The sequence below is a fragment of the Acidovorax sp. ACV01 genome, from assembly GCF_014851495.1.
GTDB lineage: Bacteria > Pseudomonadota > Gammaproteobacteria > Burkholderiales > Burkholderiaceae_C > Acidovorax > Acidovorax radicis.
On sequence record NZ_JACUZT010000007.1, the window covers coordinates 16,947 to 28,772 of the forward strand.

The window sequence follows — 11,826 nt, forward strand, 5'->3', positions numbered from 1 at the left end:
ATAGCGGATTGTTGTGACGGCCCGCTACGCAATCCCCGCAGCCCGCACACCGCGAGCGTGGGGATGGATGGATTATTCGGCCGACTGGTGGCGCGCGTGCTGCACGCCACTGCGCACTTCCTGCACACCGGCCAGGAAGTCCCAGAACTGCTTGGCCTGCTTCTTGAGCTGGTAGTCCACCTCGGCAAACTGCTGTTCCACGATCTCGGCCATGCGTGTGTCCAGGCTGGCTGGCTCGATCTGGAGGTAGGCCTCGGACTCTGAGCCGTCGCGGCGCACGGTGGCTCCCGCCTTGCGGGCAATTTTGAGCATCGCGGTGTTTTCGGAGAGCGCATGGATAAAGACCATGTTCACGCCTTCATTGCGCGCATGCATCACGGCCCGCTCGAAAAGGCGTGCCCCGAAACCTCGCCCGCGCGCCTGCTTGAGCACGGACACACCGAATTCGGCGCAATGTTTGTACTCAGGGTGCTCCGAGAAAGCCAGGTGCGCCATCGCGATGAGTTCAAGGCGGCGGTTGTAGATGCCAAAGATCTCGTCACGATTGAAGTCGAGCTGCGCGGCATAGCGGCGGATCTGCTCATCATTGGCGGCATAGCCAAAACGCAGGTAACGGTCTGCGGGCTCCAGTTGGAGCAAATGCTGGGTGATCCGCTCCCGGTAGGAAGGGCCCAAAGCGCGAATGGGGACCATCACGGGCACCTCCTTCTTGACGCGAATTTCATGGCCAGACGGGCCACCTGTGACGGGGCGCAGCAGATCCCTGCCTGCATACCAGGAAGCCTTGAGCCAGTCTTTCGTTGCGATCATGGCTACAAATATAAGGGTTTTCCCTCATTATTTCCAGTCCAATTTGCTGCGTTGCAGCAAAATAAGAGGGTGGCATCCAATATGAAAGAAAACAGCTTCCAGCGCTTATCCGAAAACGATTTTTAGCTACCATTTTGATAACAAAGCCCGCCACTCCACGGGGAACGTGGTCGCTTCCGCGACTTTTTTGCGGGGCACCCGGGGCATGGCCCAGACCTGTCCGGGAAGAGGCGCCCCCATCCCCACCCTCTGTGCCCAGGGTATAGCGATGGCACCTTGGCAACAAGCTGAAAAACGAGGCAACCGGGCGTTAGCGGGCGGCAACCAGCTCCAGGGGGCGGGACGCGCCCGGTGCGCTGGCCATGGCTGCCGTGTCTGCACAAGCCTTTGCGTCCGTGGCACCCACCAAGGCCGCACGCCCGGGAGGCAGATCGAGCGCTGCCACGCGGTCCAGCGACAGTGCCACGGTGTCGCCCAGCCGCAGTTCCAGGCGCTGCAACCCTTCGGACCGTTGCAGGCGCACCCGGCCGGTGTGCGCCTGCACGCGCACGGCCCGCATGTTCTCGGCTTGAACCTCCAGGCCATCCTCGCGCGGCCCGTTCCGGTGCTCGCTGGGGCCGCACAGGGACGAGCGCAGATCCAGTTCCCTCACAAAGCCTGCCACCGTAATCTGTTCGCCCAGAATTGCCAGGCTCTCCACAGGCTCCCGGACCTCGATGGAGGCCCGCTCGATATGCAGGTGCCGGAAATGCGCGGGCAATTCGATTTTTTGAATCCATGCCAGGGCCCGATGGCCCTGCCTGGCCTCTGCGCGCGGCGCACGGGCCCGCAGCACCAGCGTCTCTCCTTCGCGAAAGGCGGTGATCCATCGGGCGGGCTCGGGGGCGTCAGGCGCTGTATCCCGGTCGGATACGCGGGGGTGGATGCTGACATCCGAGGCGAACCCCACCCGCACCGAAACGTCAGGCCGGTAGCCCCCGGCCTCCCCGTCTTCCTCCAGGCGCAGGCGCGTCACCCCCACCAGGTCTGCCGCACGAATCAACTGCACCCGCTCGGCGGTCGAGGAGGGCTTGAGCCGGCTCCAGCCGCTCAAGGCCACCAGCGCCCAGAATCCCACAAGCACCAGCGCGAAAAGCCACACACCTTTTTGGCGCTGCACATGGATTTGCAACCAATAGCCCATCAGTGCAGCTCCTTGTCACGGAGGTGGAGATAGGCTTGCAGCCACAGCAGCGTGGGCAAACCCAGCCACAGCACGCCGTTGAGGATCTGCACGCTCGCGGGCGAGGTCACCGGCCTGCGAAGCCACCACGCAAAAAGCACCGCATCGCTGGCTCCTGCCAGGGCGGCGATCAGGAGCGTTGCCAGGAAAAGCACAAAACCCAGGGCCAATGTCTTGAGCATGGCCACACGCTGAAAGTACAACGAGCCCGCGACTGCCAGGGCCTGCAAGGCCCACAGACCAATGAACCAGCCCATCTGCTGGCGCGCCAGCAGCGCAGCCGAAGCCCCGTCGGAGGGCCACAGCGGTACAAACAGCGCGTGGTCCGCGGCGCTAAAGCCCCCTGTCGGCGGGTACAGCGCGCCAATGGCCAGCACGATGTGCTGGACGGGCCACGAGATCGCCAGATACAGCACGCTGTAGCCCAGCGGGTACAGCACGCCCACCACCAGCATGCACAGCAGCCATTTCTCGAACACGGATGCGGGGCGCATGAGCATCAGCAGTGCGGACTCACGCCGCGTCATCGCGTCGAAATAGCGGGCAGCAAACACAAAACCCGTGAGAAGCAGGCCCCAAAAATAGAACAGCTGCTGTGTCCAGGTCTGAAACTCGCGCCCCGACGAGAGCGCGAGCATGAACAACAAGACCACCACATAAAGAATGCCCACGACCAGCAGATGGCCCAGATACTGCCTGCGCTGCTCGGCCCAATGTGCCCGCGCCAGCCGCAAGAAACGCGGTGCGTTGAAGAAGGCGGAGGTGCCCTGGTCCGGGGCTTTTCCGACCGCCGATTTTGCGGACGCTGTCATGCAGCCTCCTTCACATCCGCAGGAAGCACTGCGAGCAAAGCGTCGCGGCCCAGGCTGAGCGCCTTGTACAAAAGCTCCAGCTGCACGGCGCCTTGAGGGCCCGGGCTTTCTGCCCCGCGTGCCGCCACGTAGGCCGTGTGGGCACCAATGGACTCCTGGAAAACGATGCCACGAATGGCATCCAGCTCCTGGGCACTGCGGGCAACCCCCATGTGCAACCACTGCGCCAGATCCTCCATGCGAGCCGACAAGGCCAGCCTGCCCTGATCGATGAACCAGATGTGGCTCAGGATGCTCTCCAGGTCGTGCGCCTGGTGGGTGCTGATGAGCACCACCCGATCGGCATGCTCGGGCCGCTGCATCAGCTGCCGAAACTGGCTCCGCCCCACGATGTCCAGCCCGTTGGTGGGCTCGTCCATCAGCAGCAGCGGCGTGCCGGTGGCCAGCGCGAAGGCAATGGCGGCCTTCTTTTTCTGGCCCAGGCTCATGGCCTCGAAGCGGCTCGCGCTAGGGACCTCCAGCTCTGCCAGGTATTCGCCAAACCGCTGTGCAGAAAACCGAGGGTAAAACACCCCTTGTGTGGCGGCCAGTTGACCGGGGGTCAGATTGGGCAGGTGGAACTCTTCCGGCACGATGCAGATGGACGCCAGCAGCTGCGGCGCACGTTGGCGCGGAACCTGCCCCAACACCTGCACCTGCCCGGCCCAGGGCGTGAGCAGGCCACAGATCAGCTTGAGCAAGGTGGACTTGCCACTGCCATTGCGCCCGAAAAGACCGTAGATGCCGGGCTGATCGATCCGCGCACCAAAGCCTTGGTAAAGCGCATGGCGGCCATAGCCGAATTGCAGGTTATCGATGGCGACCATGAACAATCCGTAAGAACCTGTTCAAGGTCTTTTCGGGGTCGCACAAGTACTTTGCCCGAAGGGTTGGGGTGAAATCGGGCGATTGGACGCCCCGCTGCTTGCATGGGCATGAGCCCATGCGGCGCATCCGAAACATCCACTCATCCCGATTGCACTCCAATGCGATCCCCGAAAAGACCTTGAACAGGTTCTCCCCCACCATCGAGGGCGCGCGGATTGTCACACAGGCACCGCCGTGGTCGCCTTCACACGGTCCAGCACAAAACTGGTCTTGCAGTCCTGCACGCTGGGGTGCTTGAGCAGCGTGTCCATGATGAACCGGCTGTAGTGCGCCATGTCGGCCACCACCACGCGCAGGAGGTAGTCCATTTCGCCAGTGAGCGATGCGCACTCCACCACTTCGGGCCAGGTTTGCACGCTGGCACGGAACAGGTCCATGGGGTTGCGCTTGTGGCTTTCGGTGTGTTTTTCAAGCCGGACGTTGAGGTAGGCGGTCAGCCCCAGGCCCACGGCCTCGGGGGGCACCAATGCAACGTACCGGTCGATCACGCCGCTCTCTTCCAGGCGCTTGACGCGGCGCAACACCGCACTGGGCGACAGGCCCACCTGTTCTCCGATGACGTCGTACGTCTCACGGCCATTTTCTTGCAGGCGGCGCAGGATGGCCCTGTCCAGCTTGTCGAGTGCGTTTAAAGCTTGCATGGCGCAAGATTTTATGAAGTTTTTACTTTTTGCGCTTTTTGAATTGCAGGCTGGGGTATGTCCCGATAGTGACTCCGCACGAAGAAAAGAAGAATAAACCCTGCAAAAACGAACGGTCGTTCTTTTTTGTAGGCACAAAAAAACATATTTATGGAGACAACTGCATGACCGGATTTCTCAGCCGCTTGTCGAGGCGATTTTTTCTGGCCGCGACGGCCGCATTGCTGCTCGTCGGCGCCAGCGCGCAGGCCCAGACGGGCACCACCCAGACCCGCTACCCCATCGTGCTCGTACATGGACTCTTCGGGTTTGATTCGGCCCTGGGCGTCGACTACTTCTACGGCATCCCCGACGCCCTGCGCCAGGGCGGCGCGAAGGTCTACGTGGCCCAGGTGTCGGCCGCCAACAGCACCGAGGTCCGGGGCGAGCAACTGCTCGCGCAGGTGAACACCATCCTGGCCATCACGGGCGCGGCCAAGGTGAACCTGGTGGGCCACTCGCACGGTGGGCCCACGGCGCGCTATGTCGCCGGGGTGGCACCGGGCAAGATCGCCTCGGTGACCTCGGTCGGTGGGGTCAACCGTGGATCGCGGGTGGCCGACATCATGCGCGGCGTGGCGCCCGCAGGTTCAGTCTCCGAAACCATCGCCAGCGGGGCCGCATCGGCGCTGGTCGCACTGATCAACCTGACCTCGGGCGGCTCGGGCCTGCCGCAGATGCCCACCGCAGCGCTGGACTCGCTTACCACGGCCGGCTCCGCCGCTTTCAACCGCCGCTTTCCACAAGGCGTGCCCACCTCGGGCTGCGGCAGTGGCGCAGAACTCGTCAACGGCGTGCGCTACTACTCCTGGACGGGCACCAAGACCCTAACCAACGTGCTGGATGCAAGCGACGCGCTGCTGGGCGTGCTGGGCCTGGTGTTCGGCGAAGCCAACGATGGCCTGGTGTCGGCCTGCTCCTCGCGCCTGGGAAAACACCTGGGCGACTACCGCCAGAACCACCTCGATGAAGTGAACCAGTTGCTGGGCCTGCGCGACTGGTTCTCGACAGACCCGGTGACGCTGTACCGCCAGCAGGCCAACCGCCTCAAGACGCAGGGCCTGTAAGCCGTGAAACGCGCCCGTGCCTTCGCGGCAGGAGCGGCCCTGGTCGTCGCCACGGCCGCCGTGGTCTGGTGGCTGGGTTCGCAGCAAGGCTTGCCGGGCGCGGCGGGCCTGCGCCCGGAGCCCGGCGCCGCTGCCGCGCAGGCCACCGGGGCGGGCCAGCCCCCGTCGGCACGGCCCATGGAGAGCAGCTTCTTTGCCACCCGCCGCGCCTCCGACCCCGACCGCAGTGAAGACCCCTTGCTGGTGCACGGCCTGCGCGACACGCTGGAGGCGCTGCTCACAGAAGCCCTGGAGGACGGCGCGACAGACCCCGCCGCACTCAAACAACGCCTGGCCGGGCTGGTGGGCAAGCACTTCCCCGCAGCCCTGGCCACGCGCGCATTGGCACTGGCCGAGCGCTACGTGGACTACCGCGTGGCGCTGGGCCAGCTGCGCATGCCCCAGGACCCGAACGACCCCGCTGCCCTGCGCGAGGCGCTGGAAGCGCGCCACAAGGTGCGCCAGCAGTTTTTTGACGGCCCCGAGCACGACGCCCTGTTCGCCCGCGAGGCGGAACTGGACCGATACACCCTGGCGCGCCTGGAAATCGAACGCAACCCCCAGCTCACCGCCGAGCAACGCGCCCAGGCCTTGCGCGATGCAGAGAACGAACTGCCCCAAGCACGCCGCGCCGAGCGCGCCGCGACCACCGAACATATGAACGCCGCCGCCCAGACCGCCGCGTTCAACGCACAAAACACCGACGAGCGCACCCGCCATGCAGCACGCAGCGCGCAATACGGCGAGGCCGCTGCCCACGCCATGGCCCAGCTCGACCGGGAAGAACAACACTGGCAGCAGCGGCTTGACCAGTACAACCAGGCGCGCGGCCAACAAGGCGAAGGCCCCGCATTGCAGCAACTGCGCCAGCAGCTTTTCTCCGCCGAGGAGCAGCAACGCATCGACGCCGCCCTGGCGCTGCGGCGCCTGCCACCTGCTGCGTCAGGCTCCTGAGCTCCCCTGGCCCCACGCAAGAGACAGCCGCCACATACCGGGGTAGCGCCCTCGTCTTGCGCTGAAATTTGATCATTCACAACATTCCTGCAAAGCGGAGGCCAAAGCCTCTTGATTTCGCCAGAAACATGAGGCAGGGCGCGCCTACAGTCCATGACATTCCTCAACGAATGCCGGAGACACCCCATGAACGCCGCCTTGCCGCAACAAACCGCCGCCCAGCTCGAAGCCTGGGACAACCCCATGGGCCTGATGGGGTTCGAATTCGTCGAATTCACCTCGCCCACCCCTGGCGTGCTGGAAGCTGTGTTCGAGAAGCTGGGCTTTACGCTCGTGGCCAAGCACCGCTCCAAGGATGTGGTGCTGTACCGCCAGAACGGCATCAACTTCATCCTTAACCGCGAGCCCCACAGCCAGGCCGCCTACTTTGGCGCCGAGCACGGCCCTTCGGCCTGTGGCCTGGCCTTCCGCGTGAAGGACGCCCACAAGGCCTACAACCGCGCGCTGGAGTTGGGTGCCCAGCCCATCGAGATCCCCACCGGCCCCATGGAGCTGCGCCTTCCCGCCATCAAGGGCATTGGCGGCGCACCGCTGTATTTGATTGACCGCTTTGAAGACGGCAAGTCCATCTACGACATCGACTTCGAATTCATCGAAGGCGTGGACCGCCGCCCTGTGGGCCACGGCCTGAACCTCATCGACCACCTCACGCACAACGTGTACCGCGGCCGCATGGGTTTCTGGGCCAACTTCTACGAGAAGCTGTTCAACTTCCGCGAGATCCGCTACTTCGACATCCAGGGCGAATACACGGGCCTCACGTCCAAGGCCATGACCGCGCCTGACGGCAAGATCCGCATCCCGCTGAATGAAGAATCCAAGCAGGGCGGCGGCCAGATCGAAGAATTCTTGATGCAATTCAACGGTGAAGGCATCCAGCACATCGCGCTGATCTGCGACAACCTGCAGGACGTGGTGGACAAGCTGGGTATGGCCGGCGTCTCGCTGGCCACCGCGCCCAACGACGTCTACTACGAAATGCTGGACACCCGCCTGCCCGGCCACGGCCAGCCCGTGCCCGAACTGCAGGCGCGCGGCATTCTGCTGGACGGCACCACCGCCGATGGCACGCCGCGCCTGCTGCTGCAGATTTTCTCCACCCCCATGCTGGGGCCGGTGTTCTTTGAATTCATCCAGCGCGAAGGCGACTACCGCGACGGTTTTGGCGAAGGCAACTTCAAGGCGCTGTTCGAATCGCTGGAGCGCGACCAGATCCGCCGCGGCGTACTGAACACGTAAGACATCAGACATCCAGGGTTAACCCTGAACAGATGCCTATACTGCGCGCTCCCCGGAACTCAAAAGGATCCCGATGTCGCTCCGTAGCACCCTGTTCAGTGTTGGCCTGACCTGTGTGGCCACCATTGCCATGGCCCAAAGCCCCTCTGCCCCGCTCACCATCGTGGTGCCCTACCCCGCTGGTGGTCCGCTGGACATCTCGGCCCGCATCGTGGCCGAAGGTGCTGCAGCCCAGCTTGGCTCCATTACCGTGGAGAACAAACCGGGGGCGGGTGGTAGTACCGGCGCCGACCAGGTCGCCAAAGCCGGGAAGACCAGCAACCAGGTGCTGATGGGCGCCGTGGCCACCCACGCCGTCAACCCCTGGCTGTACAAGAACTTCCCCTACAACGCGCTCAAGGACTTCAAACCCATCGCCCTTGTGGCACGCACGCCCAACGTGCTGGTGGTGAATGCCGAGCAGGCCGCCAAGCTGGGCATCAAGACGACGCCGGAGCTGGTGCAGTACCTCAAGAAGAACCCGGACCAGGCCAAGTACGGCTCGGGCGGCAACGGCAGCATCGGCCACATCTCGGCCGAGATGTTCAAGTCGCTCACCAACACCAGGATGGGCCACACGCCGTTCCAGGGCTCCAAGCCCGCACTGGCTGCGCTGGAGTCCGGCCAGGTGCTGATGGTGTTTGACAACCTGGCATCGGCGCTGCCGCAGATCCAGTCGGGCAAGCTGCTGGCTCTGGGCGTGACCACCTTGAGCCGCAACGAGGCGCTGCCCAACGTGCCGAGCATCAACGACAGCGTGCAGGGCTTCAACGTGTCGACCTGGTTCGGCCTGTTTGCGCCCGCCTCGCTGCCCGACGCAGATGCGCGCCGCTACGCCAACGCGTTCACCGCTGCCATGCACTCGCCAGCCGGCAAAGAGAAGTTCAAGAAGATGGGTATCACGCCCGAAGAGCTCACGCTCGACGGGTTTGCGCAGTTTGTGCGCTCGGAAAACAGCAAGTACGAGTTCCTGATCCGGGCCGCAAAAATCAAGATCGATTAGCAGCCGCGTGGGCTGGTGCGCACCCCCGTCGCGGTGCGCCGACCATGGCGGCAAAGGAGAAAAAAATGGGACAAGCCCCTGTCGTCTATGGCCAATCCACCCGCCCACCGCGTGGCGACTATTCGCGCGCCAACGCGGACTACACCTGCCCGCAGGATTACGCGAGCTACACCGCCGCCGACCACGACACCTACCGCCGCCTGTACGAGCGCCAGCGCGCCCTGCTGCCGGGCCTGGCCAGCCAGGCGTTCATCGACGCCCTGCCTTCCCTGGGCGCGAGTGACCGCATTCCACGGTTTGAAGAGGTGAACGAGCGCCTCTACAAAGCGACCGGCTGGGAGTTGGTGGGCGTGCCCGGGCTGATCCCGGAGGTGCCCTTCTTCACCCTGCTGGCCAACCGCAAGTTCCCGGTGACGGACTGGATCCGCAAGCCCGAGGAGTTCGAGTACATCGTCGAGCCTGACATTTTTCATGACCTGTTCGGCCATGTGCCGTTGTTGTTCAACCCGGTGTTTGCGGACTATGTGCAGCGGTATGGGCAGGGCGGGCTGAAGGCGCAGGGGCTGGGGTCGTGCGAGATGCTCTCGCGGCTTTATTGGTACACCATCGAGTTCGGGTTGATCCGCGAGGCGGGGGAGCTGCGGGCATACGGCGCGGGCATTTTGAGTTCGTCGGGCGAGCTGGCGTATTCGGTCCAGAGCCCGGAGCCGCAGCGGATTCCGCTGGCGCTGGAGAGGACGATGCGCACGAAGTACAAGATTGATACGTACCAGCAGACGTATTTTGTGATCGATAGTTTTGAGCAGTTGTTTGAGATGACGGCGGCGGACTTTGCGCCGATCTATGAGCGGCTGCGGGGGTTGCCGGAGTTTGCGGCGGATGAGCGGGATGCTGTGGCGGCTTGAGTTTTTCGAATGAAATTGGCTTCTACCGCCCTTCTACAAAGGACCAAAAGCTACTATTTTCATAGCATCCCAGCGACCGTGCGGGCTGAACCTCTTGAAGCCTTGGCGTGCTCGTTTGGAGGGCGTGCATGGGTTGAGGGCGGAGGCCGGGTTGTGCGCCCGGCCTCCGCCCTCAACCCGAACATGCTTGCCAAACGAGCATGCCAAGGCTTCGACATGCTCAGCCAGAACGGCTGTTCATACGCCATGAAAATGATAGCAATCAACACCCTACAGACAGGCGGAAGAGGCCAAAACAATCAAAAAATCACCCCCGCCCCATCTCCTCAAGACAAGCCTTCATCACCTCCGGATCAAACGCCATCTGCACATGCGCCACCCCCTCCACCAACCGGTTGTCCGCCCCCGGCAAACTGGCGGTACTCGCGGGAAACACAATGTTGTCGCAGTTCGAATACCAGCACGTAAACAGCACCGCCCGCCCCGCCGGCTCCGCCCGGTGCAACGCCACCACCCAGTCCCCCGCCAGGCTCATCTGCCGCCCATTCACAGCGCGACTGAAACGCCCCAGCCACGTGCCTCCGTGGGGCGTGCCCAGCGTCAACACCCGATGCACCCGCCCATCGGCCTGGTGCGCCCGCAGCCACGCCCGCACCGCCAGCCCGCCCATGCTGTGGCACAACAACACCGGCGCCTGGCCCGTGGCGGCCGTCACCCGCAACACAGCGTCTTCAATGATGTCGGCGTATTCGTCAATCGAGCCCATCACCGGCTCCAGGTTCACCGCCACATGGGCATGGCCCCCAGCGCGCAGACCCGCGAACCAGGGCAGCCACAGCCCCCGGTTGCACATGAAGCCATGCACCAGCACCACACCACGCTTGCCCGTTGGCGTGGCGGGCAGCCAGTCGGGCAGTGACTGGTGGCGAAACGGCTGGCGCCAGCAGAACACCAGCAACGCCACCCACACCTCGGCCCACCAAGCGTCCAGCACCTGCGAGGGGCGCGCACGCGGCGCGGCATCGGCACGGTTGGTGTGGTGCATCAGCACAAACTCCACCGCCATCACAAAGAGGTAAATGCCCAGCGGCAACAGCGCTCCCAGCACGGCGCGCAACGGCGAATGCGGCCATTGCCACACCAGCCAGGCGGCCATGGCCAGCAGGATGAACAGGAGAAGGACTCTTTGCCAGCGCGCGATCATGGTGGTGATGGGCAGATGTTGTAATTCACCAGCCGCATTGTGCTGCCTGGGCTCCGCCCTGGCGCCTCCCGCAAGTAGAAAGGACCCAGCCCCATGGATGCCGCCCAGACCATCCGCGACTGCATTGCCGACGTGACCGCCCTGCGCCTGCACCGCACGGGCGACCCGGCGCTGGGCGCGGCGGTGGGCAGCGTGAAGACCCTGCAAGCACGGCGCTTTCGGGGCACTTATGCGGACCTGATGGGCTCGCCCGCGTTTGGCCCGGCGGCCCGGTTCTTTCTGGAAGAGCTGTACAGCGACACCGACTACACCGACCGCGATCTGCAGTTTGGCCGCATCGCAGGCACGCTGCAGACCATGTTCCCCCAGCCCGTGGTGGCCACGGCCATGGCCCTGGCCGTGCTGCATGCACAGACCGAGGGGCTGGACCAGGACATGGGCCGCGCGTGGCTGCTCCACGCCGACGCAGGCAGCGATGCCGCCCGCTACACCGCTGCCTGGCGCACCGTAGGCCAGCGCCATGCGCGCCATGAGCAGCTGCAGCGCGTGCTGGCCATGGGCACCGACCTGGCGCGGCTGACCCGCACGCCGGGCCTGCGGATGATGCTGCGCATGATGCGCGGCCCCGCGAACGCTGCCGGCATGGGCGCGCTGCAGCGGTTTCTGGAGGCGGGGTTTGACACCTTCGGCCAGCTCGCGCGCCAGCGCGGCGGGGTGGAGCAGTTCCTGGCCACCATCGAAGCGCGTGAACGCAGCCTGATGGAACAGCTGTTCGACGCGGATACTGTCACCTGCGGGACCCAACTCGCAAACACACTAGGACAAGCCCGGTAACCAATCATCCCCACCTGCTTCCACAATCTGT

Annotated in this window: 12 protein-coding genes; 6 read left to right on the forward strand and 6 right to left on the reverse strand. The window is 64.3% G+C overall.

Annotated elements, in window-relative coordinates; translation table 11 throughout:
• Positions 1–72: 72 nt before the first annotated feature.
• The 5 genes from IB243_RS19565 to IB243_RS19585 all read right to left on the reverse strand — a co-directional run bounded on the left by IB243_RS19565 (position 73) and on the right by IB243_RS19585 (position 4,412).
• Complete coding sequence (locus IB243_RS19565; protein ID WP_192428834.1) at positions 73–810, reverse strand: GNAT family N-acetyltransferase; 738 nt, start codon at positions 808–810, stop codon at positions 73–75.
• Positions 811–1,120: 310 nt separating this feature from the next.
• Positions 1,121–1,993, reverse strand: a complete 873-nt coding sequence (locus IB243_RS19570; RefSeq protein ID WP_192428835.1) for a hypothetical protein — start codon at positions 1,991–1,993, stop codon at positions 1,121–1,123.
• Entirely contained in the window at positions 1,993–2,844 is an 852-nt protein-coding gene (locus tag IB243_RS19575) for a hypothetical protein (RefSeq protein ID WP_192428836.1), read from the reverse strand. Before IB243_RS19575 ends, IB243_RS19570 begins: the two co-directional genes overlap by 1 nt.
• Positions 2,841–3,710: an ABC transporter ATP-binding protein gene (locus IB243_RS19580; RefSeq protein ID WP_192428837.1), complete on the reverse strand. Its 870-nt coding sequence runs from the start codon at positions 3,708–3,710 to the stop codon at positions 2,841–2,843. Before IB243_RS19580 ends, IB243_RS19575 begins: the two co-directional genes overlap by 4 nt.
• A gap of 219 nt (positions 3,711–3,929) precedes the next feature.
• On the reverse strand, positions 3,930–4,412 hold the full coding sequence (locus IB243_RS19585; RefSeq protein ID WP_010462660.1) for an Lrp/AsnC family transcriptional regulator: 483 nt from the start codon (positions 4,410–4,412) through the stop codon (positions 3,930–3,932).
• A gap of 164 nt (positions 4,413–4,576) precedes the next feature.
• On the opposite strand from IB243_RS19585, the gene IB243_RS19590 reads away from it, so the two are divergent.
• The 5 genes from IB243_RS19590 to phhA all read left to right on the forward strand — a co-directional run bounded on the left by IB243_RS19590 (position 4,577) and on the right by phhA (position 9,757).
• Positions 4,577–5,518 (forward strand): triacylglycerol lipase, encoded by a 942-nt coding sequence (locus tag IB243_RS19590; protein WP_225585091.1) that lies wholly within the window; start codon positions 4,577–4,579, stop codon positions 5,516–5,518.
• A 3-nt stretch (positions 5,519–5,521) separates the two neighbouring features.
• The gene (locus IB243_RS19595) at positions 5,522–6,511 is read left to right on the forward strand and encodes a lipase secretion chaperone (protein ID WP_192428838.1); all 990 of its coding nucleotides are present in this window, start codon (positions 5,522–5,524) and stop codon (positions 6,509–6,511) included.
• A gap of 186 nt (positions 6,512–6,697) precedes the next feature.
• Positions 6,698–7,810, forward strand: coding sequence for a 4-hydroxyphenylpyruvate dioxygenase (gene hppD, locus IB243_RS19600; RefSeq protein WP_192428839.1), 1,113 nt, complete (start codon positions 6,698–6,700; stop codon positions 7,808–7,810).
• Between the two features lie 73 nt (positions 7,811–7,883).
• Positions 7,884–8,852 (forward strand): tripartite tricarboxylate transporter substrate binding protein, encoded by a 969-nt coding sequence (locus tag IB243_RS19605; RefSeq protein ID WP_057229271.1) that lies wholly within the window; start codon positions 7,884–7,886, stop codon positions 8,850–8,852.
• Between the two features lie 65 nt (positions 8,853–8,917).
• The gene (gene phhA, locus IB243_RS19610) at positions 8,918–9,757 is read left to right on the forward strand and encodes a phenylalanine 4-monooxygenase (protein WP_192428840.1); all 840 of its coding nucleotides are present in this window, start codon (positions 8,918–8,920) and stop codon (positions 9,755–9,757) included.
• Positions 9,758–10,064: 307 nt separating this feature from the next.
• Here the strand turns inward: phhA and IB243_RS19615 are convergent, their stop codons facing one another.
• On the reverse strand, positions 10,065–10,961 hold the full coding sequence (locus IB243_RS19615; RefSeq protein ID WP_192428841.1) for a triacylglycerol lipase: 897 nt from the start codon (positions 10,959–10,961) through the stop codon (positions 10,065–10,067).
• 93 nt (positions 10,962–11,054) lie between these two features.
• Here IB243_RS19615 and IB243_RS19620 point away from each other — a divergent pair, with 93 nt between their 5' ends.
• On the forward strand, positions 11,055–11,795 hold the full coding sequence (locus IB243_RS19620; RefSeq protein ID WP_192428842.1) for a hypothetical protein: 741 nt from the start codon (positions 11,055–11,057) through the stop codon (positions 11,793–11,795).
• Positions 11,796–11,826: the final 31 nt, after the last annotated feature.

Coding starts and splice junctions, on each gene's coding strand:
- IB243_RS19580 (WP_192428837.1), bottom strand. CDS start 3,710: ATGGTCGCCATCGATAACCTGCAATTCGGCTATGGCCGCCATGCGCTT.
- IB243_RS19575 (WP_192428836.1), bottom strand. CDS start 2,844: ATGACAGCGTCCGCAAAATCGGCGGTCGGAAAAGCCCCGGACCAGGGC.
- hppD (WP_192428839.1), top strand. CDS start 6,698: ATGAACGCCGCCTTGCCGCAACAAACCGCCGCCCAGCTCGAAGCCTGG.
- IB243_RS19590 (WP_225585091.1), top strand. CDS start 4,577: ATGACCGGATTTCTCAGCCGCTTGTCGAGGCGATTTTTTCTGGCCGCG.
- IB243_RS19620 (WP_192428842.1), top strand. CDS start 11,055: ATGGATGCCGCCCAGACCATCCGCGACTGCATTGCCGACGTGACCGCC.
- IB243_RS19585 (WP_010462660.1), bottom strand. CDS start 4,412: ATGCAAGCTTTAAACGCACTCGACAAGCTGGACAGGGCCATCCTGCGC.
- IB243_RS19605 (WP_057229271.1), top strand. CDS start 7,884: ATGTCGCTCCGTAGCACCCTGTTCAGTGTTGGCCTGACCTGTGTGGCC.
- IB243_RS19570 (WP_192428835.1), bottom strand. CDS start 1,993: ATGGGCTATTGGTTGCAAATCCATGTGCAGCGCCAAAAAGGTGTGTGG.
- IB243_RS19565 (WP_192428834.1), bottom strand. CDS start 810: ATGATCGCAACGAAAGACTGGCTCAAGGCTTCCTGGTATGCAGGCAGG.
- IB243_RS19615 (WP_192428841.1), bottom strand. CDS start 10,961: ATGATCGCGCGCTGGCAAAGAGTCCTTCTCCTGTTCATCCTGCTGGCC.
- phhA (WP_192428840.1), top strand. CDS start 8,918: ATGGGACAAGCCCCTGTCGTCTATGGCCAATCCACCCGCCCACCGCGT.